A 23541-nucleotide genomic window follows, 5' to 3' on the forward strand; every position below is an offset into this window, starting at 1 on the left:
CCATGGGTTTATTAGATAAAAAAACATCATACTCACATGCAAACAGCATAAAAAAGGCAAATCCGCCATGAGTAAACGGATTTGCCTTTTTATTACTTATTCTTACTTTTCATGGAGAGCAGCGCATCACGATAGCTGCTGTCCTGCATTTTGTCACTTTCCCCAGTGACCTCTTCCTCTGCCTGATCTGTATCAGAATGCTTAAATTTTTGCAGCGCCTGCCTGTAGATATCATCACCCATTGCGTCACGTTTCTCTTTTGGGGAATCGTTTTTCACAACAGCTGGCATATGCTCGGCCGCCCTTGCTTCAGCAGGGTATTTCGCTTCGTTTTTTTCCTCTTCTGGAGGTGCGATTCTTTCGGTTGTTTCTTTCTTCTCAGGTCCAGGAGAGGCGTTACGGACGTTAAATGCAATAAGACCCGCGATGACAATGACAGCAGCAATAATTGCTATAATAATGGCCATTTCAACCTCTCCTTACTGTCCTGCTGTTAGGTTTCCTGTAACTTGGCTGACGCGTCTTCCTAAGGCGCGGCCAAGCTGAATACCTTCCTCAGACATTAACTCATCACTGTCAACCGGACAAGTGACGCCTGCCCCGTAATAGGAGCCGTACAGTGCGTTTTCAGGCACGTTGCCAGGCAGGCCGACAACGATCATGCCTTGGTGGAACATCGGCGTGATTAGGTTGTGCATTGTCATTTCTAAACCGCCGTGTGTTGTTGCCGTTGTGCAGAAAACAGCGCCGACTTTGTTGATCAGCTCGCCTTCAGCCCACAAATAGCCAAGTCTGTCGATCCAAGCTTTGAGACCGGAGCTGATTGTTCCGAAATGCCCAGGGCACCCCCAAATAATCGCATCCATCTCTTTCAGTTTGCGGATATCAGCCTGATCGACATGGTCGATCAGTACCTCAGCCGCCTCGTTTTCTCTCGCACCTTCAGCAATCGCTTCCGCAAGAACTTTTGTATGTTCACCTTCACTGTCATACACTACATAAATTTTCATTCAGGAAACCTCCTTACACAGATTAAGATTCCTTCACTTCTTTAGGAGCCGGGAGTAATGAAAGCTCCTCTTTTCTCTTTTTACGCAATTTATCTTTTCTAACGTCACGCAGGAACAGACTTAGAATTAAACCTGCCACACAGAACAATGTTGCCCACATAAAAGCGTCATTAATCCCCATAACGTTTGAGTCGAGGGTTGCGTGTTTATAAATATGAGAGTAAACATACGTTTTCGCTGTTTCGTAGGATACATTCATATTCACCATTATATTCGAAACCGCATTTTGGAACGCATGAAGGAAGTTCGGGTCCGCCGTGCTCGTTTTATCTGCAATTTGTGAATAATGGAATGTCGTACGGTTTGTATAAATCGTCGTAATTAAGCTTGTGCCAATTGACCCGCTGATTTGGCGAAGCGTGTTGCTCATCGCCGTACCGTGGCTGTTCAGACGGGCAGGAAGCTGGTTCATCCCCGCTGTCATCACCGGCATCATTAAGAGCGACATACCGAAGGCACGAATTGCGTAAATCAGCATGATATGCGTATATGATGTATCAATCGTTAATTGCGTATATTGGTATGTTGTCACCACTGTCACGAGAAGCCCGATAATCGCGAGCGGTCTCGGACCGAATTTATCAAACAAAATACCAGAGATCGGTGACATAATCAGCATAACGATCGCACCCGGAAGCAGAAGCAGCCCGGATTGCAATGCCGTAAAGCCGACCAGATTTTGCAGGTAAATCGGCAACAGGAACATACCAGTGTACAGCGCTACTGTAATAATGATATTAATGACACTTGATAGTGAGAAAATGTCGTATTTAAACACTCTGAAATCAAGCATCGGATCGTCATGACGCAATTGCTGAACAACAAAAGCAACAATTGCAATGACACCAATAATAACTGTAGACAGGACAATCGGGTCAGTCCAGCCGTCAGAACCAGCCTCACTGACTCCATATAATAAGGAGGCGAATCCGACAATGGAAAGAATCGCTCCAAATGTATCGAGTTTGATTTTTTGCGGCTCCACCATGTTTTTAAAGATGAAGAAAGCCACAATAATAATAATGGCACCGATCGGCACAAGGCCGTAAAACATAATGCGCCATGTATAATTCTCAATGATCCACCCGGAAAGAGTCGGGCCGACCGCTGGAGCAAACATCATCGCGAGTCCGAAGATCCCCATTCCTTTCCCCCTGCTTTCAGGCGGGAAGATAAACAGAATAGTTGTCATAACGAGCGGCTGCAAGATTCCTCCGCCCACAGCCTGAATCAAACGGCCGATCAGCATTGTGGAGAAGTTAGGTGCGATACCGCAGACTAACGTACCGAGTGTGAAACAGAACATGGCGACGAGAAAGAGACTCCGTTGGCCAAACCGTGTGATCAGGAAGGCGGATAACGGGATCAAAACGCCGTTAACAAGCATGTAACCTGTTGTGAGCCACTGAATCGTCGTGGCACTTACACCAAATTCAGTCATTAAGTGCGGCATTGCGACGTTAAGCAATGTTTGGTTTAATATTGCCAGAAATAAACCCGCCATTAGCACAATTAGCAATGACATGGGGCTTTTTGCATTATTTTCTTTGCCTGTGGCCATCTAAGACAACCTCCTTTCATGGTTTGATGACTGATCTGTTTTACTCAGAAATTTTAACAGATGCATTCATACCAGGAAGCACCTTATCAGATGGGTTTTTGATTGAAATTTTCACTGGAACTTTTTGCGTTACTTTTGTATAGTTACCGCTTGAATTTGTAGATGGAAGCATATCAAAAGTTGAATTTGTCGCATAACCGATTTCTTCTACAGTACCGTCAAATGTTGTGTTAGGTTCTCCATCAACGACAACGTCTACACTATTGCCTACTTCAACATCCGCAATATCTGTTTCTTTAATATTCGCAGTGATGTACAGGTGATCCATGTCAATGGTTTGGGCAATTGTTGTGCCAGCTTGTACAGTTTGTCCGTTTTTCACTTCGTTTTTCACAATTGTTCCATCCATGATGGATTTTACGTCAACAGATTGTTCACCTTTGATTTTTGCAACTGTGTCGCCTTTTTTGACTGTTTTTCCTTCTTCAAGATCCCAGTCAGATACTTTGCCTGCTGCTGGAGCTGTAATAGCAGCCATATCGCCGGCTACTTTCGCTTCGTCTGTTTTTATAAAGTTAGTGCTTTGATAATAGTAATAAGCACCTCCGCCTATAATTGCAAGAACAACAATCAAACCGATAATGTTGGTCAGAATTAAACGTCCTCTGTTCATTTTGTTTTCTCCTTTCGTTTCATCCTCTATCATTTTGCGGAATGGTGGTGAAAATATGTGAGAAGTTTTTCATTACCGCTTTTCTGAACAGCCTTCAGCAATCTTCGTTAAGCTTCCGGCAAGCTTACGCAAATATTGAAGCTGGGATGTATCAAGCTTTTGGTACAACCCCGCACCCATTTTCGCATAATGTACAGCGGCTTTTTCTAGCAGTTCTTCCCCCTCTTCGGTTAACTGAATCATGACGATACGGCGGTCATCAGGACTGTCATATCGATTCATCAATTGGCGCTTATACAGAATATCCGTCATCCGCGTCACAGAAGCAGGCTTAAGATCAAGCGACATTGCCAGCTTGCTTAACGGGGTGCTTCCGCTTTGATGAATTTTAAACATCAGCAAGTATTGAAGGACTGTAATATCAAAAGGCTCAAGCACAATCTCCAATATCTTCTTCTGTTTTTTATATATTGCCCGAGACGTATCGAAGAGCTGTTCAAAAGTGAGCAAAGCACGTTCTGATTCAGTCAACTCCTTTTCACCTCAATCCTCAATAATAGTTCACAAGATAAAATATTAATAAATGAAAGGAGATTTGTCAAAGGAAAAATATCTTTTTTTCTCGTATTTTTTCCGCAACCGTTTTCTTACTTTTATTAAATTAAAAAAAGCCCTTAAATGGGCTTTTCATTACGAAAATTGGTGGCTTACGCCAGATTCTTCATTTTTGAAAAAGTTCTTCAAGGCCTGAAAAACGTCAGACTTCTGTTTTAAAATATAGTACTTAAATTTATCGTCTTTCACATTTTTGTATGCAGACATTAACGTTGAATGCCTGTTGTACTGATTGACTTCGCCGTAGCAGAAAAGATTCGCTTTCTTCATAATATCATTGACCAATTTCACACAGCGCGCGTTATCAGATGTCAGGTTGTCACCGTCAGAAAAATGAAACGGGTAAATATTATAGCGGGCGGGATTGTACTTTTCATCAATCAGCTCAAGCGACTTTCGATATACGGAAGAACAGATTGTTCCGCCGCTTTCTCCCTTTGAGAAAAAGTCCTCTTCCGAAACGACTCTCGCTTCTGTATGATGGGCAATAAATTCAATTTCTACAGTCTCATATTTTGTCCGCAAAAAACGGGTCATCCAGAAAAAGAAGCTTCTGGCCATGTATTTTTCCCAAACACCCATACTGCCGCTTGTATCCATCATCGCTAAGACGACAGCCTTTGACTGGGGCTTTGTTATGTCATTCCATGTCTTATACTTCAAGTCCTCCGGGTAAATCGGATAGAACGACGGCTTTCCTGACATCGCGTTTCGTTTAAAAGCTGACATCATTGTTCTTTTCTTATCTATATTACCGGTTAACCCTGTCTTACGGATATCATTAAACTCAATATCTGTATGAATGATATTGTCCCGCTCTTTTTGCTGGAGATTTGGGAGTTCTAATTCCTTAAAAAGCGCTTCTTCTAAATCCATTAATGAAACTTCTGCTTCATAATAATCTTCGCCTGCCTGGTCACCGGCGCCCTGCCCTTTTCCAGGTCCCTGTTTTTTGTCTGATCCATCCCGGGCCACGACATCTCCAACCTGGCTGTCGCCTTCTCCTTGGCCTACGTGTTTATTTTTATCATAGTTATAACGAATTTTATACTCATCCAGTGAACGGATCGGGATCTTCACTACATCTTTTCCGTTGGACATAATAATGCTTTCCTCAGTCACAAGGTCCGGAAGATTGTTTTTGATCGCTTCCTGCACTTTTTTCTGGTGACGCTGCTGGTCATCAAAGCCTTTGCGATGGAGGGACCAGTTTTCCTCAGAAATCAAAAAATGGCCGCTGTCATTTTGGGACATGAATTCCCCTCCTTAACCATTTGTGGTCGTGATACATACGTATTCCTGCTTGTGCGGGATTATGAAACAAGTCTTTCGAAAAGATTTATATTCATCATATGCACAAAAGCACGTTAATTGACAAACTATTTAGAAAATGGGACAAAATAACCCGCCCTATTCGGACGGGTCACGTTGCTTATCGGTTCAGCAGACTGCCGACATATTTCAGCAGTTCATTGGCGCTCGTCGAGTTGTAGCCGTGCTCATCAATTAAACGGGCCACGACTTCATTTACCTTTTTCAGCTGCTGCTCATCCGGCGTTTTGGTTGAAGTCGTAATTTTAACGACATCCTTCAGATCAGCAAACAACTTTTTCTGAATCGCTTCACGCAGTCTTTCATGAGAATTGTAATCAAACCGCTTTCCTTTTCTCGCATAGGCCGAGATGCGAATTAAGATTTCTTCACGGAACGCTTTTTTGGCGTTTTCCGAAATGCCGATCTGCTCTTCGATTGATCTCATCAGCTTTTCATCAGGGTTCATTTCTTCTCCCGTCAAAGGATCACGCAGCTTGTTTTTATTGCAATAAGCCTCTACGTTATCAAGGTAATTGTCCATAAGTGTTTTTGCTGATTCTTCATATGAATACACAAACGCTTTTTGAACTTCCTTTTTCGCAATGTCGTCATATTCCTTGCGGGCGGCAGAAATAAAATTCAAAAATCTCTCCCTGTCCTCGCTTGAAATCGAAGGATGCTGATCAAGACCTTCTTTTAAGGAACGGAGAACATCAAGTGAATTAATCGATTCCATATTTTTTCTGATAATCGTTGAAGAAATCCGATTGATCACGTACCGCGGATCAATGCCGCTCATGCCTTCATCATGATATTCTTTTTTCATGTCCTCAACGTCGACAGAATTATATCCTTCCACACTTTCTCCATCATACAGTCTCATTTTTTTAACCAGATCAATATCCGACCTTTTAGGCTCTTTTAATCGGGTGAGAATCGAGAACATTGCAGCGACCTTCAACGTATGCGGAGCAATATGAACATCCGACACATCACTCTCCGCGATCATTTTTTCATAAATTCTCTCTTCCTCAGACACTTTCAAATTATAAGGGACCGGCATCACAATGATTCTTGAGTGAAGGGCTTCATTCTTCTTATTAGAAATAAATGAGCGATACTCCGTTTCATTCGTGTGAGCCACGATCAGCTCATCAGCAGAAATTAACGCAAATCGCCCGGCTTTAAAATTCCCTTCCTGTGTCAATGAAAGCAAATGCCAGAGAAATTTCTCATCACATTTCAGCATCTCCTGAAACTCCATCATCCCGCGGTTCGCTTTATTCAGCTCCCCGTCAAACCGATAAGCGCGCGGATCCGATTCAGAACCGTACTCGGCAATTGTTGAGAAATCAATACTCCCCGTCAAATCGGCAATATCTTGAGATTTCGGATCTGACGGACTGAATGTTCCAATTCCTGTACGCTTATCTTCCGAAAAGAAGATGCGTTCCACCTTCACATCCTCAATTCTTCCTCCGTACTCTTCCTCCAGCCTCATGACATTTAGCGGAGAAAGACTTCCTTCTATTCTAATGCCGTATTCTCTGTAAAAGTCATCACGCAAATGATGGGGGATTAAATGTAGAGGGTCCTCGTGCATCGGGCAGCCTTTAATCGCATAGACAGCCCCATTATCCGTCAGGGTGTACGCTTCGAGACCTTTTTTAAGCATCGTGACCAGCGTTGATTTACCGCCGCTCACAGGCCCCATCAGCAATAGAATCCGCTTTCTGACATCAAGCCGTTTCGCGGCCGGATGAAAATACTCTTCCACAAGACGCTCCAGTGATTCCTCAAGCCCGAACAGCTCACGGTCAAAAAAGCTGTACTTCTTCCGCCCGTCAACCTCCTCTATCCCGCTGTCTTTTATCATATTAAAAACACGAGAATGAGCAGATTGCGCGACCATTGGATTTTCTTTAATAATCTCCAAATAATCGGCGAATGTTCCTTCCCATTTCAGCCGCTGCTCTTCCTCTCTGTACTGTTCAATTTTCTTTAATATATCCATAAGGACCTCCTCCATCATGTTTGATGCGCTATACAAATAAGGTACTTTGATACAATCTATGCCGCCATCTCGTGATACATGCTTTGGTTTCTTAAAATAAAGATACTTACACGGGCGTTGACAAGGCAGACCGCGACCGTTCATAATAAAGAAAATAACAGAATCATCCAGACTCAGGCAGCACGGAAAAATTGAAGAGGGGGAGAGACGGTGAATACAATCATCATGATGGGTGTCATTGTCACTTTTTTAGTATCAATTTTTACCGCAGGGTACGAAAGCAAGCCGGGGAAAGAATAAAAAAGGGTGCTCCTGACAAGAGCACCCTTGTAACAGAACAATGTTTTATATTTTAGTTTTTTCTTCAACCTTTGAATGATCATCACATTCGCATTTGTTTTTGTACTCAATTGTTCCAATGCTGCATCCCGGACCGATCATCACTTCTTTCCCCCGGACAACTGCCGCTTCGGTATTCTCTAAATAAACTTGATCCCCTTCAATGAGATCGGCAATCAGTTTCACTTTCTTCCGGTTAAAAAAACTTGCGCGTCTTTTCACTGTAATTGATGTTCCGCCGATTTCCCGCACATGGCTCAAATCATGGCTCAACTCGAGCTTGATATCACCCGCATTTAATAAACCAGATACATCAACGCAGCCTGTAACATGAAATCTTTCCGTTTCACAGTTGCCTTTGACGCTAAGCTTCCCCTTCACATCGCACAATTCTCCAGCCATATTCCCGCAAATTTCAGTCAGGCCTTTCAAATTAAATCGATCAAATTGAAGTGAACCGCTGACTTTCATTGTGCCATATATATTGATTCTGCCGGCTGTCAGATTGTCTTTAAATTCACTTTCTCCAAACACACGCAGACGCTCAGTCTCTGCTTTCCCGAGAAAACAGCCTGTTCCGAATATGCGGCAGCCCGCAGCAGACAGCCCTTCACTGACCACGCCTTCACCTTTGATGCTGACACGGTGATATGCGCCTCCTGCAGCGTGTCCAGCGCCATACAATTTTAAATTTCCAATTTTTGTTTTCTCCATTATGGTCCCCCTCACATCTTCGTGCAAGTCTTTACCGATGCGCTCGGATCACAAGTGTAGTCCCCGCTGTATTCGACTGTTTCAATCTGGCAATCCGGACCGATGATCACTTTATTTCCTCGCACGGTTTTCGCCTTTGTATTTGTCAGCTCAATGACGTCACCTTCAATTAGTTCAGCCGTTAAAACAGGCTGCGGCAACAGTCTGAGCAAGGTAAGCATACCTTTTCTGCCAGTCACTTGAAGATGGCGGCAGCCAATCTCACGCACATCACTTTCCCCGGCAGAAAGCTTAATCATCACTTGGTCAGCGTTTAAAAGCCCGCTGATTTTGCATTTCCCTTCCGATTGAAAGGTTTCCGTTTCACAATCGGCTTCCATGACCGCTTTTCCGCTAATGACAATACCGTCAGCCTTGACTGTGCCGCCAAATGTCGATGATCCAGCGATATTCAATTGTTTTGTAGATACATCTCCTTGAATAAAACCTGTTCCGTTTATTCGAATAGATTCTGTGTCAACGTCTCCATGTATCTTTCCTGAACCGCTGATGGTTACCGCTTTCGCCTTGACGCTGCCGTCAGCTTTTCCAGTTCCGTTAAAAGAAAAAGTCTCACACTCCACGTCCCCTGCCACTGTTCCGCTGCCGTTAATCTCAACTGATTGAAACGTTCCTCCCTTTGAACTTCCTGATCCGTTTATCACCAGCTTTTCCATTACATCCATTGATGGACCTCCTGCATATATGTTGTTTTTAATTCCTCTGACGCCTTAGCTAAATCTACCCGTTCCACAACCTTGACGGATGACTCAAATAGAATGCTGTCCGCCGCGGCCGCTATAAAACAAGTTGTGACACCGAGCTTCCGCAGCATAATCAGCTCTGTCTGTTTCTTGATCTCTTCCGTATCATGCCGTTTTAACACCTCTGCCGCCATTTTGGCTTCCGCCAAGCTGACATTCCCAGACTTCAGCAGCCCTTCAAGCACATACAGCGAAAGCAGATCGCGAGAAGAATAAACCGAATCTTCTCTTCCTTCCGAAAAGACATCAAGCGCAGGCCTTGAAATCAAACCTTTATGAAGCAATTCATCAGCGGTCATGCTGACAGCCTTCATTTTTGGCGACAGCATTTCCCTCATTTCATCCAGAGACAAATTTTCCTTCATCTTTTGAATCATAGAAATACGTTGTAATATATCCTCCCTCGGAAAAAACGTCTCTTGCCCTGTAAATGTGGATTTGCGAATAAACCATTCCTCAGGAATTAAGTTTTTCCGCTTCCACCGATACAGCTGACCGTATGAAATCGATGTTCTTTCAAGTAATTCTTTTTTAGAGATTAATTGTTCTTCCATAAGTCCAGCTCCTTTGATGGGTACATTGTAACATAACACTGTTACGTTGTTAAGCCCAAAAAAACAAAACATAGCATCTCTCACAGCAAAAAAATCCGCCCATATGAATGAGCGGATTTACTTCTATTTCAAATCACGGTAATTTTGCTGGCGCAACGCTTCATAAATAAGAATCGCCGCGGTATTGGACAGGTTTAATGATCTGACGTGCTCTGTCATCGGAAGACGCAGGCAGCGGTCCATATTATTTTGAATTAAATCCTTTGGCAAACCGCTTGTTTCTCTTCCGAACACGAAGAAATAATCTTCGTCAAGCTCAGTGTAATCAAATGATGTATGAGGCTGCTGGCCGAATTTCGTAATAAAGAAAAACTGGCCTTTTTGATATGCCTCAAACAATTCTTCCAACGAATCATGATAGACAACGTTAACAAACTCCCAATAATCGAGCCCAGCACGCTTCAGCATTTTATCATCTGTTGAAAAGCCGAGCGGACGAATCAGGTGGAGCGTTGTATTGGTTGCTGCACAAGTACGTGCAATATTCCCTGTGTTAGCGGGAATTTCTGGTTGATATAAAACGACATGTAATGCCACAATGTTCACCTCTGTTTTTCTTATCCGCCCATCATTATATCATTAATTACGCTTTTGTCGTATCATCAACGATATGAAAAAAGGCATATCGTATTGACGGCGTGTATGCCGTAGAATCCTCATACGACCAAAATCTCATCCGGCTGTCATACGACTGGGCGTTAACAAGCGGCATATTGCCTTTGTCCTTCGCCACGACAATTGTTGTATGATTAAACCGGCCGTCTCCTTCAAAGTCATAGCAAATCACATCACCCGGCATCAGTTCTTCCGCTGATTTCACCCGCACCGCACGCAGGCCGGCCTTTGAATTCGACAAAAACATTTTCATAGAATGAGCCACCGTCCAGCTGTAGCTCCATGAACTTTGTTTCATCCACCAGCCTGACCCTCTGTTTGGATGGCCGCGCATCGGTGCGTCTCCCGCATGAAGACACTGAGAAATAAAATTCGTGCAGTTATCGCTGAAATTTTTATAAGCCGGGTTGCGCTTGTTCCAAAATTTCTCGGCATATTGCACAGCACCGAGACGATCGTATTGAAAGGCCCTGCCAAACGCTTCTCTTTCCTCTTGAGAATAGTCAATAATGCTGGTCCCTTCATGAAATCCAGCCGGCTTTTTCTCAATTTCCTGATCACTAATTAACATGTGATCATAAAGGAAAGCCACCCGCTCCTCTATGTGTTCTTCTATATACAAGCTGTCGTCCTGCTCCTTACACACGTATTCATAATGGATGGTATACGTCATGCAGGTCGTTCCGTCATCCTCAACCCGCGCATGACCGATGACGGCCTTCGCTTTCGCTTTTACGATTTCAACTTTACGCTTTTCCAGAAGCTTCTTCTTTCGCTCCATAACTTCAAGGTCTCCGACTTCAGACTCCTGTCTCATAGCATGCCCGTTAACCAGATAGCTCAGCCGCTCCTCCGCTAATTGTTCTAAAATGTGCTTCAAGCTCACCCCACCCGCCATACTTTTTTATAGAGAAAAAACACTTGGATGCATCTCAAGTGTTTTTGCCTTCTGTTCTATACGTATGTCAGGACAGGCCTTGTTTAGTCATGTCAGAAGCTTTTAGCAACTCAATTCCTTTTTCAATTTCCAGCTTTGCCTCTTCATCCTTCTCTTTTTCCAGCGCTTTTTCAAGCTCTTCCGCGTATGAATGGTCTCCGATTTTACCGATCGCCCATGCAGCTGTTCCTCTGATAACAGGACGCGGGTCCTTATGCATCAGTTCAGTCAATTCAGGCAATGCGGAAGCATCTTTGAAATGGGCAAGGGCGAGAATAGCGTTTCGCTGAATCGGTTTCTTCCCGCGCCAAGAACCTGAGACATGCCCGAATTTCTCCTTAAATTCCCGGTTGCTGATGGTTAAGAGCGGCTTCAATAACGGCTTAGCAATCTCAGGATCAGGCTCCATTTCCGGATGAAGATGAAAGTCCTTCCCTTTATTAAGAGGACACACCGTTTGACACGTATCGCACCCATACAGACGGTTTCCGATCTTTGTACGGAATTCATCAGGCAAAAATCCTTTCGTCTGGGTCAGAAAAGAGATGCAGCGCTGCGCATTCAGCTGTCCCGGATTGACCAGTGCTCCCGTCGGGCAGGCGTCCAGACATTTCGTGCAGGAGCCGCACATGTCTTCAATCGGCACATCGGGTTCAAAAGGTATATTTGTGATCATTTCCGCTAAATACACATAAGAACCATACTCAGGCGTTGTGATCATACAGTTTTTCGCGCTGAATCCGATACCCGCCCGCTCTGCAACCGCCCGATCAGATAATTCACCTGTATCGACCATTGACTTCGTTCGGATATCCTCATGCTTGCTTCTCAGAAATTCCTCCAGCAGATCGAGCTTTTCCCTTAGCACATCGTGATAGTCTTTGCCCCAGGAGGCTCTGCAAAAAATGCCCCTGCGCTCAGTTCTCGTGCTTCTCGGCGCATCCTTCATTCTGGAAGGATATGCGAGGGCAATCGCCACAATTGATTTCGCTTTTGGCAAAAGCAGCTTCGGCGTCACCCTTTTCTCGATATCCGGCTCTTCAAAGCCGGAGAGATAGCCGAGTGATTCTTGAAGAATCAAACGGTCTTTTAAACTGTCAAAAGTATCAGCGGTCGTAAAACCAATCTTGTCCACGCCAATGCTTTTCGCGTATGCAATTAATTCTTCTTTGAGCTGATAAATGTTCATGTTTTGCACAGCCTCCTTTCTTTGTGATAAAACGATACAGCGTTTATAATAAGTTGATATCCCGTATCTGGAGTGAATGCTTGTGACTATCAAACTTGATTCTGTTATTACTGAACGTGCGGCCGGCTTACATGCGGCGGCTGTGATTTATGAGAATATCGAAGTTGGTTCCTCTCCGCAAATGCTGAAAGGCAGGCTTCGCCTATTTCAAGAATCCTTGTTTTTTGATTATGCGGACGGCGGAATATCCGATGAACCCTTCGTCAAGGAATGGCGAGAACTCTTTAAACAGCTCACCCCTTCATTTGAGGGAGAAACAACTCCAATAGAGGACATGCTGATCCCGATATCCAAAGAACAATTCCTGGAAAGCAAGGATTCAGCCCATGACACCATCGATTTTTTCGCATTAAAATATTCTCTGCCCATTATGATTTATGACGCCGGAAAGCTTCATGAGCCAGTCCGAATCTCATTGGGAGAAAAAGAAAACATCCTGCTTTTCTCTGATGAAAACGGCATATTTGGCGATTTAAAAAACAGCGTCAATCGCTTTCCCGTTACTAACGAGACCAAAAACATGCTGCAAATCATCTTTTTCCCGCCATCCATAAAAAAAAGCAGCGCTGTTAAACTCTTATCATCATTAACGAAAATGTTTGAACAAATTCATGGCGGCGCCCATACAGTACATTGGCTTACGTAAAAGAACACAGATAATGTGTTCTTTTTTACATAAAAAAACGCAATACTTCGTTTATCTAAGAAACGAAACACTGCGTTAATAACGTATGTATGGAGCGGGTGATGAGAATCGAACTCACGACATCAGCTTGGAAGGCTGAGGTTTTACCACTAAACTACACCCGCATTTGTGATAGTCAGTAACAGTATTGCTCTGACTTTTTTTATATTACACGTTTATTGATTTTTCGTCAAGGGAGTATGAAAATTTTGTCGAAAAAATGTTTTCTTTTGCAAAGTTGTTAAGTTGCATTTACATAATGTTAAGTATACTATACAATATAATCAAATGAGATTGTGAAGGGGACAGACGTCATGATGAAAAATAAAGTGAAAGAGCTGAGGGCACGTTTGGGCTATTCTCAGGAAAAACTCGGAGAAACAGTCGGCGTCACAAGACAAACGGTGGCAGCTATCGAAAAAGGCGACTATGTTCCCTCACTGTTGTTAGCACTAAAAATCTGCAAAGCTTTCTCCATGAAAATGGAGGATGTCTTTTGGTTAGAGGAGGAATACTAAGATGAGCATGAAAACAAAAGCAGCTTTTCAACTAGTTTTGTTTGGCCTTGCATGCTGGACGCTGATTTCATACTTTAAAGCCTCTGAAGGCATAGCGGCCTTTTCCCGTACAAAGAGCGGCGAGATGGTGTTTGAATTAAACCTCACTCCCTTTATTCTGTTTATTGCGGCGGCTGCGGTTTATATGTACTTGCATAAGAAAAGCCGCCCTGCCAGAAAGCAGCTTCTCCTGCCTGATGAATTTGAAGAGCAGGATGAAAGAGAGCAGATGATGACGGCAAAAGCATGCCGCGCGTCTTATATCGCCGTCTATTTCTCGCTTCCTGCCGCAGCGGTTCTTCTCATTTTTTATCCGCTTTTTCAATCGCATATTCCGTTTTTCCCTATTATTATTGTGTTTATCATCATGATCATCCAGCACCTATCCTACGTCATCGCTTTCAAGAAAAACGAAAAAAACTCCGGCGCGCTGTAATCGGCCGGAGTTTTTCTTACCAGCTTGCTTTTTTCACACCCGGAATCTGGCCTTTATGAGCCAGCTCCCTGAAAGCGATTCTGGACATTTTAAACTTCCTCATATATCCTCTCGGGCGCCCTGTTACCATGCAGCGATTGTGGAGCCTTCCCGGTGCTGAATCTCTCGGCAGCTTGCTGAGTGCCTCGTAATCTCCTTTTTCTTTCAGCTCGCGTCTAATATCAGCGTATTGTTCAACAAGCTGCTGGCGTTTTAACTCTTTTGCCACTTTTGATTTTTTAGCCAAGTCACATAGCCTCCTTTTCAAATCGAAATTATTACGATTTAAAATTTATCACGCACGATTCAAAAAAGCAAGTATACCGCTTTGTAAAACAGACGGCCTGAAGCCGCCCGTTTCTAATGATGCAATTCCACATAATACAGTAGCGCATCTTGATGCTTAATGAGCTCTTTTTTGTGTTCAGAGGTGTGCATTGGTTCGTCAGTCCCTTTAATACTGCTGCCGATCAATACAGGTTTTTCGAAAGAAATCGGTTCAGCCGACGAAATCTTCTGAGTCACTTCCTGTGCCGCGCTATCATCACGCCGAAACGACGAATCAGCCGCAATATTTCCTTGTTTATCCACTATTCCAAAATGAGCGGTGCTCAGTTTATTCTTACCTTCTCCCTCCTCATTCTCAAAGCAAACAAATTGTAATGAATCGGGTTTTTCCTCCGAGTAATCTGCACTTACCGGTCCAATGGTTTCAACAAGCTTTCCATTTTGATAATGCTCTATATACATTTCAGCTCCAGAAATGCTATCGCTGATATTTGCGACCTCGGCAGTGAAGGTTTGCGAGGCTGCAACATCCATTCTATTTTTTTCGAGATCTGACATATCCGCCTCTTTGATTTCCATTTGTTTTGTATCTTCGCATGCTGACAGCATAGCAATCAGGCAAATGATTGTTGTGCTTATCAATGTTTTCAGAAAATCAGCTCCCTTCTTTACATATCATACCATGTGTTCAAGGGCTGTGTTTTACTTAAACCGGCGCCTTATCCCCTTTTGTTCTAAAGCTTTCTCGTTCGCTCATTTTCAAATGGCAGAAGCAAAAGCCAAGTCTGCAAAATAAACACTTTTCTAAGTGAGGATACCGGTCATAAACCAACTCTATTTAAGCGAGATTTTGTCTGCCTGTTTATCACTTACTCTGCTTGTTTCGCAAATAGAAAAGAAAAAATCATTATACACAAATTTTCATTGTTTTAAAGCCTGTTATGACAGGGGTTTATCATCATTTTCAATACTAGATATCGCTTAATACAGATAACTATTTTATAATAATTATAAAATAATATTGACTTTTTAATTAGAGATGATATTATGTTCTTATAAATTCCAAGAGGTGATCACATGAGTTCAAATAAACTGACAACTAGCTGGGGCGCTCCGGTTGGAGATAACCAAAATTCAATGACTGCCGGTTCTCGCGGACCAACTTTAATCCAAGATGTACATTTACTCGAAAAATTGGCCCATTTCAACAGAGAACGTGTTCCTGAGCGTGTTGTTCACGCCAAAGGAGCAGGCGCTCACGGATATTTTGAAGTAACAAACGATGTAACAAAATACACGAAAGCCGCTTTCCTTTCTGAAGTCGGCAAACGCACACCGTTGTTCATCCGTTTCTCAACAGTTGCCGGTGAACTTGGCTCGGCTGACACAGTTCGCGACCCGCGCGGATTTGCCGTTAAATTTTATACTGAAGAAGGAAACTATGACATCGTCGGTAACAATACACCGGTATTCTTTATCCGCGATGCGATTAAGTTCCCTGATTTCATCCATACACAAAAAAGAGATCCAAAAACACACTTAAAAAACCCTACAGCTGTATGGGATTTCTGGTCACTTTCACCAGAATCGCTTCACCAAGTGTCGATTCTGATGTCTGACCGCGGGATTCCTGCGACACTTCGCCACATGCACGGCTTCGGAAGCCATACATTCAAATGGACCAATGCCGAAGGCGAAGGCGTATGGATTAAATATCACTTTAAAACAGAACAAGGCGTGAAAAACCTTGATGTTAGTACCGCTGCAAAAATTGCCGGTGAAAACCCAGATTATCATACAGAAGATCTTTTCAACGCGATCGAAAACGGTGATTTCCCCGCATGGAAACTATATGTGCAAATCATGCCTTTAGAAGATGCAAATACGTATCGCTTCGACCCGTTTGATGTCACAAAAGTTTGGTCTCAAAAAGACTATCCGTTAATCGAAGTCGGACGCATGGTTCTCGACAGAAATCCGGAAAACTACTTTGCAGAAGTAGAACAAGCGACATTCTCACCTGGAACACTTGTGCCTGGCATTGATGTTTCTCCGGATAAAATGCTTCAAGGCCGGCTGTTTGCTTATCATGATGCACACCGCTACCGTGTTGGCGCAAACCATCAAGCGCTGCCAATCAACCGCGCACGCAACGAAGTGAACAATTATCAGCGTGACGGACAAATGCGTTTTGATAACAACGGCGGCGGATCTGTATATTACGAGCCTAACAGCTTCGGCGGCCCGAAAGAGTCACCTGAGGATAAACAAGCAGCATATCCGGTAGAAGGAATCGCTGACAGCGTAAGCTATGATCACAACGATCACTACACACAAGCCGGTGACCTCTACCGTTTGATGAGCGAGGATGAGCGTGCCCGCCTCGTTAAAAATATCGTAAACGCCATGAAGCCGGTAGAAAAAGAAGAAATCAAACTTCGCCAAATCGAGCATTTCTGCAAAGCCGATCCTGAATACGGAAAACGCGTGGCAGAAGGCCTTGGATTGCCGATTAAAAAAGATGCTTAATAGAGATGCAAAAACCCGCTGTGCAATTAGCGGGTTTTTTATTTAGTTACGCACTTCGTATGCTTCATATCAATTTCCTCCATGAGCATCGCACTTCATAACCTCTCGTTTGTTTTCAAAATCAGAGCTTAAACGACAAAATCTTATTTCCATTAATACAAAAAAAGGCCCTTATCTAAAAGATAAGGGCCTTCGGTGCCTCGATCAGAAATGCTGTAATTAGTTCGCTGGCAATCTTTTATTTGTAAAGCTGGCTGCCTTGATTCACAAATTCTTCTGCTTTTTCTTTCATCCCTTCTTCGATGGCATCCCATTCACTAAGCTCTTTGTCCTTCGCATAGTCCCGAATATCCTGAGAAATTCTCATGCTGCAAAACTTCGGACCGCACATTGAACAGAAATGAGCGGTTTTCGCTCCTTCTGCCGGCAAGGTTTCATCATGGTATTCAAGGGCTCTTTCCGGATCAAGAGATAGATGAAACTGGTCACGCCAGCGGAATTCAAAGCGGGCTTTCGATAAAGCGTCATCCCGTTTTTGCGCTCCGGGATGCCCTTTGGCAAGATCAGCGGCATGTGCAGCAATTTTATATGTAATGACTCCTTCACGTACATCATCACGATTAGGCAGCCCCAAATGCTCCTTCGGCGTTACATAACAAAGCATGGCTGTTCCATACCAGCCGATCATCGCCGCTCCAATCGCTGAAGTAATATGGTCATAGCCCGGCGCAATATCTGTCGTCAGCGGTCCCAAGGTGTAAAAAGGCGCTTCTTTACAAATGTCCATTTGTTTATCGACGTTCTCTTTAATTTTATGCATCGGCACATGCCCTGGTCCCTCAATCATCACCTGAACATCATGCTTCCAGGCAATTTGCGTCAATTCTCCGAGAGTCTCCAATTCAGCAAACTGCGCTTCGTCATTGGCATCAGCGATTGATCCGGGGCGAAGCCCATCCCCTAGAGAGAAAGCAATATCATACGCTTTCATGATTTCACAGATTTCTTCAAAATGAGTATACAAAAAGCTTTCCTGATGATGAGCCAGACACCACTGTGCCATAATCGCTCCCCCGCGTGACACGATTCCCGTTGTCCGTTTGGCGGTTAACGGCACATATCGCAGCAAAACACCCGCGTGAATCGTAAAATAATCCACTCCCTGCTCTGCCTGCTCGATCAGCGTATCACGATAAATCTCCCAAGTTAAATCCTCCGCTATGCCGTTTACCTTTTCAAGCGCCTGATAAATTGGAACAGTTCCCACAGGCACGGGGCAATTGCGGATAATCCATTCACGCGTCGTATGAATGTCTTTTCCGGTAGAAAGATCCATCATCGTATCCGCTCCCCAGCGAATGGCCCACGTCATTTTTTCCACTTCTTCTTCTATAGATGACGTAACCGCTGAATTCCCGATATTCGCATTAATCTTCACATGAAAATTCCGGCCGATAATCATCGGTTCGCTTTCAGGATGATTAATATTTGAAGGAATGATCGCCCGGCCGCTTGCTACCTCATCTCTGACAAATTCGGGAGACACATGCTCGCGGATTGCGATAAACTCCATCTCAGGTGTAATGATCCCCTTTTTGGCATAATGCATTTGTGTGACATTTTGGCCTGCTTTCGCCCGCAGCGGTTTCCGCTTTAGTCCTGGGTAGCTTACGTTTAGGTTTGCTTTTTTATAACCGTTATCTTCTGGTTTGATCGCCCGTCCCTCATATTCTTCGACATCGCCGCGCTCACTGATCCATTTTTGGCGGAGAGGCTTTAATCCTTCTTGAATATGAATGGTCACATCAGGATCCGTATAAGGTCCGCTTGTATCATAGACACGCACAGGCGCGTTTTCCTCTTCGCCAAACGATCCTGTCGTCGGACTTAAGCCGATTTCCCTCATCGGCACTTGGATGTCCGCAGAAGAACCCTCTACGTATACTTTCTTGCTCCCCGAAAAACTCGACATAATGGAAATGTTGGCTTGCTGCACTGAATTGTTTTGCATCACTGATCTTCCCCTCTCTTCGTTTGAAAGGACAAAATCAAGCCCATAACCAGCACAAAAAACCGGATTCAAATGAATGAACCCGGTTACAGTCAGAAAGAAACTTATTATTGCCCAGCACGACAATAATAAAAACAATTTCTCTACTTCCCCACGCTGGTACGAACCAGATCAGGTCCAAAGGGTTAAGAAGCTTACCTTCTCTCTCAGCCCGAAAACGGGCACCCCCAGTAACTATTGATTTCGGACTCATCTTAACATAAAACCAACCTAAAAAAAAGAGGAATATATAAAATATTCAGCTAATTCGCCCCAAATATTTAACCGGCAGCGGGGTTTCTAATATTTCATGTTTACCCCTCGTTACCCGATATGCCTTTGCACCCGGTCTTGAACTCACTGTCTGAAATAGCTGATTATTTATGAAATGAAGAGCCGCTCCATCGTCCGCCGCATAGCCCTCGCACAATAATTCGTTACATATCAGCTGATGGTATATCGGTCTCCGATCCTTCTCACCGTCATAATGAGGACAAAAGCTTCCTTGCAAAAAACCTAAACTTTTCATACTTGTCAGCGGTCCGGCTGAATCCGTCACCCCTTCTGCAAACCAGCAGATCGCACCGGCACTTAATCCAGCTAGAACCACACCGTTCTTCCACGCCTCTCTGAGAATAAGATCCAGTCCCCACTCCTTCCATAGCACAAGCATATTCCGTGTATTCCCCCCGCCAACATAAATCACGTCCTTTTCCATAACAAAAGAAGTTAAATCTGTTGACGGCGGCTTAAATAAGGATAAATGAGATGGCACACAATCCAATGTTTGAAATGTATGATAAAACCGCTGAACATAGTTTTGGGAATCACCGCTTGCCGTCGGCAAAAAACAAATACGAGGCGTCTTCCGTGCCGATTGATTCATGATATATCGATCGAGGGACAAATTTTCCGGCTCCATCGAAAAACCTCCCCCTCCCATCGCAATAATCTGTTTCATCATCCCACTCCCCGACAAAATTTGTTATTCATTATAGCATGACACAAGGCTAAATATTTTTTTATCAGAAAGAGCTAGAACATTAAATTCCTAACGATGATTTATAGCCCGAATCAAAACTAACAGCAACCAAAATCAGCATAAAATAAAAATTGCGCAGTAACAGAACTCGCAAACCCAGACCTCAGAAAGCGTTGCATGAACAATTAGTTACAGTTGTTCATTTCATAGAGAACTGTAACAAAGTCATAAAAAAAGACGGTGTCTCATTTATGGGACACCGTCTCTTCCTTTTATTGCTCCACTCTTTGTAAAGCCTCGTTTACCGTTTCTTTTATAAACGCGTCTTCACCGCTTAATGAGTCTAAACTGAGATCACCATTTCTCAGCCTTTCGGAAATATTGTTTATATCCTCTTCTACCGTGATTTGCAGTTCACCAGCCAAAAACATTCTATGTAATTCATCAGCAACCAGACTTTCTTTATTCATTTCAATCCGCTCCTTTGCTTTAAATTATTCTTAGTCTGTCCCAAGACTTTACGAATATAGGAAAAAAGTATGAATCAAACGAATCTTTTTTCCTCCTTCTTACGTATATCTGTTGAGAAAAAGAAAAAGGGGAAGATCTAATATGTCATTTTTTAAGAAGTTTGCGGCAAGTGCCGGAATCGGTGCTGCAAAAGTAGATACAATTTTAGAGAAAGACGCCTATTATCCAGGAGAAGAAGTACGGGGAACTGTCCATGTCAAAGGCGGAAAAATCGCTCAGGACATCCGCTACATTGACTTACAGCTTAATACACGGTACGTCATTGTAAAAGACGATGAAGAGCACCGTAAATACGCTACAATCCATTCTTTTCGGGTCACTGGTTCATTCACCATTCAGCCTGGTGAAGAGCATCAATTTCCATTCTCATTCATTCTCCCACTTGATACACCGATTACTGTAGGAAAAGTAGAAGTCGCCGTAGTGACAGACCTTGATATCGAAGGCGGTATCGATAAATCCGATCATGACCGCATTTACGTTGAAGCGCATCCCTGGATTGAAAGTGTGCTGGAAGCAATCGAAAACCTGGGCTTCCGCCTGAACGAAGCAGACTGCGAACAAGCGCCCTACTTCCGGCGCCGACTTCCATTTGTTCAAGAATTTGAGTTCGTCCCAACATCAGGCTACTATCGTCAGATGCTTGATGAATTAGAACTTATTTTCCTTTTAGACGAAGACGGTTTAGACATGATTATCGAAGTCGACCGCAGAGCAAGGGGCCTGCGAGGATGGCTTGAAGAGATGTATAATGACGGAGAACAGCTCGTACGCGTCCGCTTCAGCCAATCAGAGCTTGAAGATACAGAAGAGCTAGAAGAGGTGTTAGAAGAGATCATAGACCAATACGCTGAATAAATTATAAAAAAACAAAAACCCGTTTCTACATAAGAAACGGGTTTTTCAGTATACCGGTGGCCGGGGTCGAACCGGCACTCCAGAAGGAACACGATTTTGAGTCGTGCGCGTCTGCCAATTCCGCCACACCGGCAAGTTTTACGTCGTATCTAACCGACGAATATAAATATATCATGGATCTTATTAAGTGTCAACGTATTTCAAAAAAGTTTTTTTGGAAAGATAATAATAAAAAAGTGTTAAGAGACTGGCTAAACATAATGGTAAAGCAGCTTTATGATCATGTATCAGAACTTCTGCTTATGATAAATCAAAGCAATAAAAAAATGATCTACACAAGTAGATCATTAATATGATTAGTTATAATGATAAAACAAAAACACCAACTCGACTTATCATGTAAGTAAAATTGGTGCCGAGGGCCGGACTTGAACCGGCACGGTAGTCACCTACCGCAGGATTTTAAGTCCTGTGTGTCTGCCAATTCCACCACCCCGGCAAAAGAAAGGCGACACCCGGATTTGAACCGGGGATAAAGGTTTTGCAGACCTCTGCCTTACCACTTGGCTATGCCGCCGTAATTGGAGCGGAAGACGGGATTCGAACCCGCGACCCCCACCTTGGCAAGGTGGTGTTCTACCACTGAACTACTTCCGCATCTTAAGGAGCTTAATACATTATATGCAATTATTATAAAAAAAGTGAGACTGGGCTAGCTGGATTCGAACCAACGCATGACGGAGTCAAAGTCCGTTGCCTTACCGCTTGGCTATAGCCCAATGATAATATGGGGCGATTGATGGGAATCGAACCCACGAGTGCCAGAGCCACAATCTGGTGCGTTAACCACTTCGCCACAACCGCCATAATCTCAAGATGTCATAAATTTGGCAGGGGCAGTAGGAATCGAACCCACACCGGAGGTTTTGGAGACCTCTGTTCTACCGTTAAACTATGCCCCTATAAAAATGGTGGAGGGGGGCAGATTCGAACTGCCGAACCCTGAGGGAGCGGATTTACAGTCCGCCGCGTTTAGCCACTTCGCTACCCCTCCACATTAAGTTTTGAAAAACAGTGCCGGCAAGAGGACTTGAACCCCCAACCTACTGATTACAAGTCAGTTGCTCTACCAATTGAGCTACACCGGCATAGGTGGTGGCTCGGGACGGAATCGAACCGCCGACACACGGATTTTCAGTCCGTTGCTCTACCAACTGAGCTACCGAGCCTTATTATATAAATGGCGGTCCGGACGGGACTCGAACCCGCGACCTCCTGCGTGACAGGCAGGCATTCTAACCAACTGAACTACCGGACCATATTTGTAAACTATTATTTGGTTGCACCCTTCGGGCACTCCTTATTTCATTCATATAATTTGGTTGCGGGGGCAGGATTTGAACCTGCGACCTTCGGGTTATGAGCCCGACGAGCTACCGAACTGCTCCACCCCGCGATGATAATGGTGGAGGATGACGGGCTCGAACCGCCGACCCTCTGCTTGTAAGGCAGATGCTCTCCCAGCTGAGCTAATCCTCCATCATATAATGACCCGTACGGGATTCGAACCCGTGTTACCGCCGTGAAAGGGCGGTGTCTTAACCGCTTGACCAACGGGCCCAGACTTTCAATTATAATTATGTATAAGTGGCGGAGAGCAAGGGATTCGAACCCTTGAGACGGAGTTGACCGCCTACACGATTTCCAATCGTGCTCCTTCGACCACTCGGACAGCTCTCCAATAATGGCTCCGCAGGTAGGACTCGAACCTACGACCGATCGGTTAACAGCCGATAGCTCTACCACTGAGCTACTGCGGAATGAATCCTGCCTGGCGATGTCCTACTCTCACAGGGGGAAACCCCCGACTACCATCGGCGCTGAAGAGCTTAACTTCCGTGTTCGGCATGGGAACGGGTGTGACCTCTTCGCCATCATCACCAGACAATTTCAGTGACATTTAATATTATACTATGTATCCTTGAGAAAATCAAGTGTTTTTTTGAAAAAAACTTATTCTCTCAAAACTAGATAACAGGTGTGACATCATTCAAAATGTGGTTAAGTC

Annotated in this window: 23 protein-coding genes, 17 tRNA genes, 1 rRNA gene and 1 riboswitch; of the genes, 5 read left to right on the forward strand and 36 right to left on the reverse strand. The window is 43.9% G+C overall.

Annotated features, from left to right (window positions below; all coding sequences use genetic code 11):
- Window positions 1-92 precede the first annotated feature (92 nt).
- The 13 genes from V6D41_RS12180 to queG form a co-directional block, all read right to left on the reverse strand.
- Window positions 93-467 carry a hypothetical protein gene (locus V6D41_RS12180; RefSeq protein ID WP_333518371.1) on the reverse strand — a complete coding sequence of 125 codons (375 nt, stop codon included), beginning with the start codon at window positions 465-467 and terminating at the stop codon, window positions 93-95.
- 12 nt (window positions 468-479) lie between these two features.
- On the reverse strand, window positions 480-1010 hold the full coding sequence (locus V6D41_RS12185) for an NAD(P)H-dependent oxidoreductase (RefSeq protein WP_333518372.1): 531 nt from the start codon (window positions 1008-1010) through the stop codon (window positions 480-482).
- Between the two features lie 22 nt (window positions 1011-1032).
- Entirely contained in the window at window positions 1033-2631 is a 1599-nt protein-coding gene (locus tag V6D41_RS12190; protein WP_333518373.1) for an MFS transporter, read from the reverse strand.
- Window positions 2632-2671: 40 nt separating this feature from the next.
- Complete coding sequence (locus V6D41_RS12195; RefSeq protein ID WP_333518374.1) at window positions 2672-3337, reverse strand: HlyD family secretion protein; 666 nt, start codon at window positions 3335-3337, stop codon at window positions 2672-2674.
- Window positions 3338-3376: 39 nt separating this feature from the next.
- The gene (locus tag V6D41_RS12200; protein WP_087993711.1) at window positions 3377-3835 is read right to left on the reverse strand and encodes a MarR family transcriptional regulator; all 459 of its coding nucleotides are present in this window, start codon (window positions 3833-3835) and stop codon (window positions 3377-3379) included.
- Between the two features lie 159 nt (window positions 3836-3994).
- The gene (gene yhbH / locus V6D41_RS12205) at window positions 3995-5173 is read right to left on the reverse strand and encodes a sporulation protein YhbH (protein ID WP_289346754.1); all 1179 of its coding nucleotides are present in this window, start codon (window positions 5171-5173) and stop codon (window positions 3995-3997) included.
- 178 nt (window positions 5174-5351) lie between these two features.
- Complete coding sequence (prkA, locus tag V6D41_RS12210) at window positions 5352-7247, reverse strand: serine/threonine protein kinase PrkA (protein WP_148964361.1); 1896 nt, start codon at window positions 7245-7247, stop codon at window positions 5352-5354.
- 345 nt (window positions 7248-7592) lie between these two features.
- Window positions 7593-8300: a hypothetical protein gene (locus tag V6D41_RS12215; protein WP_333518375.1), complete on the reverse strand. Its 708-nt coding sequence runs from the start codon at window positions 8298-8300 to the stop codon at window positions 7593-7595.
- An 11-nt stretch (window positions 8301-8311) separates the two neighbouring features.
- A complete protein-coding gene (locus V6D41_RS12220) occupies window positions 8312-9025 on the reverse strand; it encodes a bactofilin family protein (protein WP_148964359.1) in 714 nt (237 codons plus the stop codon).
- Window positions 9016-9657: a YhbD family protein gene (locus V6D41_RS12225; protein WP_333518376.1), complete on the reverse strand. Its 642-nt coding sequence runs from the start codon at window positions 9655-9657 to the stop codon at window positions 9016-9018. Before V6D41_RS12225 ends, V6D41_RS12220 begins: the two co-directional genes overlap by 10 nt.
- Before the next feature lie 123 nt (window positions 9658-9780).
- Entirely contained in the window at window positions 9781-10263 is a 483-nt protein-coding gene (gene trmL, locus V6D41_RS12230) for a tRNA (uridine(34)/cytosine(34)/5-carboxymethylaminomethyluridine(34)-2'-O)-methyltransferase TrmL (RefSeq protein WP_087993706.1), read from the reverse strand.
- Window positions 10264-10300: 37 nt separating this feature from the next.
- Window positions 10301-11230, reverse strand: a complete 930-nt coding sequence (locus V6D41_RS12235; protein ID WP_333518377.1) for an amidase domain-containing protein — start codon at window positions 11228-11230, stop codon at window positions 10301-10303.
- Window positions 11231-11297: 67 nt separating this feature from the next.
- Window positions 11298-12458: a tRNA epoxyqueuosine(34) reductase QueG gene (gene queG, locus V6D41_RS12240; RefSeq protein WP_333518378.1), complete on the reverse strand. Its 1161-nt coding sequence runs from the start codon at window positions 12456-12458 to the stop codon at window positions 11298-11300.
- Window positions 12459-12540: 82 nt separating this feature from the next.
- Between queG and V6D41_RS12245 the strand changes: the two genes are divergently transcribed.
- Window positions 12541-13164 (forward strand): B3/4 domain-containing protein, encoded by a 624-nt coding sequence (locus V6D41_RS12245; protein ID WP_333518379.1) that lies wholly within the window; start codon window positions 12541-12543, stop codon window positions 13162-13164.
- Between the two features lie 90 nt (window positions 13165-13254).
- On the opposite strand, the gene V6D41_RS12250 is transcribed toward V6D41_RS12245, so the two are convergent.
- Window positions 13255-13328: transfer RNA gene (locus tag V6D41_RS12250), tRNA-Gly, on the reverse strand.
- A gap of 192 nt (window positions 13329-13520) precedes the next feature.
- Here V6D41_RS12250 and V6D41_RS12255 point away from each other — a divergent pair.
- Both V6D41_RS12255 and V6D41_RS12260 read left to right on the forward strand, forming a co-directional pair.
- The gene (locus V6D41_RS12255) at window positions 13521-13721 is read left to right on the forward strand and encodes a helix-turn-helix transcriptional regulator (protein ID WP_087993737.1); all 201 of its coding nucleotides are present in this window, start codon (window positions 13521-13523) and stop codon (window positions 13719-13721) included.
- Window position 13722: 1 nt separating this feature from the next.
- Window positions 13723-14196, forward strand: coding sequence for a hypothetical protein (locus V6D41_RS12260; RefSeq protein WP_148964354.1), 474 nt, complete (start codon window positions 13723-13725; stop codon window positions 14194-14196).
- Between the two features lie 16 nt (window positions 14197-14212).
- On the opposite strand, the gene rpsN is transcribed toward V6D41_RS12260, so the two are convergent.
- Together rpsN and V6D41_RS12270 are read right to left on the reverse strand one after the other, a co-directional pair.
- Window positions 14213-14482, reverse strand: coding sequence for a 30S ribosomal protein S14 (rpsN, locus tag V6D41_RS12265; RefSeq protein WP_061188229.1), 270 nt, complete (start codon window positions 14480-14482; stop codon window positions 14213-14215).
- Between the two features lie 113 nt (window positions 14483-14595).
- Complete coding sequence (locus tag V6D41_RS12270; RefSeq protein ID WP_333518389.1) at window positions 14596-15132, reverse strand: hypothetical protein; 537 nt, start codon at window positions 15130-15132, stop codon at window positions 14596-14598.
- A gap of 468 nt (window positions 15133-15600) precedes the next feature.
- Here V6D41_RS12270 and katA point away from each other — a divergent pair, with 468 nt between their 5' ends.
- Window positions 15601-17052 (forward strand): catalase KatA, encoded by a 1452-nt coding sequence (katA, locus tag V6D41_RS12275; protein WP_333518380.1) that lies wholly within the window; start codon window positions 15601-15603, stop codon window positions 17050-17052.
- A 238-nt stretch (window positions 17053-17290) separates the two neighbouring features.
- On the opposite strand, the gene thiC is transcribed toward katA, so the two are convergent.
- The 3 genes from thiC to V6D41_RS12290 all read right to left on the reverse strand — a co-directional run bounded on the left by thiC (window position 17291) and on the right by V6D41_RS12290 (window position 20560).
- A complete protein-coding gene (gene thiC / locus V6D41_RS12280) occupies window positions 17291-19063 on the reverse strand; it encodes a phosphomethylpyrimidine synthase ThiC (RefSeq protein ID WP_333518381.1) in 1773 nt (590 codons plus the stop codon).
- Window positions 19064-19194: 131 nt separating this feature from the next.
- A riboswitch (TPP riboswitch) is annotated at window positions 19195-19302 on the reverse strand.
- Between the two features lie 59 nt (window positions 19303-19361).
- Entirely contained in the window at window positions 19362-20063 is a 702-nt protein-coding gene (locus V6D41_RS12285; RefSeq protein WP_333518382.1) for a Type 1 glutamine amidotransferase-like domain-containing protein, read from the reverse strand.
- Between the two features lie 293 nt (window positions 20064-20356).
- Window positions 20357-20560 (reverse strand): hypothetical protein, encoded by a 204-nt coding sequence (locus V6D41_RS12290; protein ID WP_333518390.1) that lies wholly within the window; start codon window positions 20558-20560, stop codon window positions 20357-20359.
- Between the two features lie 136 nt (window positions 20561-20696).
- Between V6D41_RS12290 and spo0M the strand changes: the two genes are divergently transcribed.
- A complete protein-coding gene (spo0M, locus tag V6D41_RS12295) occupies window positions 20697-21473 on the forward strand; it encodes a sporulation control protein Spo0M (protein ID WP_333518383.1) in 777 nt (258 codons plus the stop codon).
- Between the two features lie 51 nt (window positions 21474-21524).
- Here the strand turns inward: spo0M and V6D41_RS12300 are convergent.
- From V6D41_RS12300 to rrf, 17 genes are all read right to left on the reverse strand, one after another.
- A tRNA-Leu gene (locus V6D41_RS12300) sits at window positions 21525-21606 on the reverse strand.
- A gap of 277 nt (window positions 21607-21883) precedes the next feature.
- Window positions 21884-21972 (reverse strand) — tRNA-Leu (locus V6D41_RS12305).
- A 7-nt stretch (window positions 21973-21979) separates the two neighbouring features.
- Window positions 21980-22050 (reverse strand) — tRNA-Cys (locus V6D41_RS12310).
- 5 nt (window positions 22051-22055) lie between these two features.
- Window positions 22056-22130: transfer RNA gene (locus tag V6D41_RS12315), tRNA-Gly, on the reverse strand.
- Window positions 22131-22180: 50 nt separating this feature from the next.
- Window positions 22181-22252: transfer RNA gene (locus V6D41_RS12320), tRNA-Gln, on the reverse strand.
- A gap of 9 nt (window positions 22253-22261) precedes the next feature.
- Window positions 22262-22337: transfer RNA gene (locus tag V6D41_RS12325), tRNA-His, on the reverse strand.
- 24 nt (window positions 22338-22361) lie between these two features.
- A tRNA-Trp gene (locus V6D41_RS12330) sits at window positions 22362-22435 on the reverse strand.
- A 7-nt stretch (window positions 22436-22442) separates the two neighbouring features.
- Window positions 22443-22527: transfer RNA gene (locus V6D41_RS12335), tRNA-Tyr, on the reverse strand.
- 21 nt (window positions 22528-22548) lie between these two features.
- Window positions 22549-22621: transfer RNA gene (locus V6D41_RS12340), tRNA-Thr, on the reverse strand.
- A 5-nt stretch (window positions 22622-22626) separates the two neighbouring features.
- Window positions 22627-22702, reverse strand: a tRNA-Phe gene (locus V6D41_RS12345).
- Between the two features lie 12 nt (window positions 22703-22714).
- Window positions 22715-22791: transfer RNA gene (locus tag V6D41_RS12350), tRNA-Asp, on the reverse strand.
- Window positions 22792-22852: 61 nt separating this feature from the next.
- A tRNA-Met gene (locus tag V6D41_RS12355) sits at window positions 22853-22929 on the reverse strand.
- A gap of 7 nt (window positions 22930-22936) precedes the next feature.
- Window positions 22937-23012 (reverse strand) — tRNA-Val (locus V6D41_RS12360).
- A 9-nt stretch (window positions 23013-23021) separates the two neighbouring features.
- A tRNA-Glu gene (locus V6D41_RS12365) sits at window positions 23022-23093 on the reverse strand.
- 28 nt (window positions 23094-23121) lie between these two features.
- A tRNA-Ser gene (locus V6D41_RS12370) sits at window positions 23122-23213 on the reverse strand.
- Window positions 23214-23218: 5 nt separating this feature from the next.
- Window positions 23219-23293: transfer RNA gene (locus V6D41_RS12375), tRNA-Asn, on the reverse strand.
- Window positions 23294-23302: 9 nt separating this feature from the next.
- Window positions 23303-23418 (reverse strand): 5S ribosomal RNA (gene rrf / locus V6D41_RS12380).
- Between the last annotated feature and the right edge of the window lie 123 nt (window positions 23419-23541).

It is taken from the genome of Bacillus sp. 0102A, from assembly GCF_036765155.1.
Lineage (GTDB): Bacteria > Bacillota > Bacilli > Bacillales > Bacillaceae > Bacillus > Bacillus subtilis_G.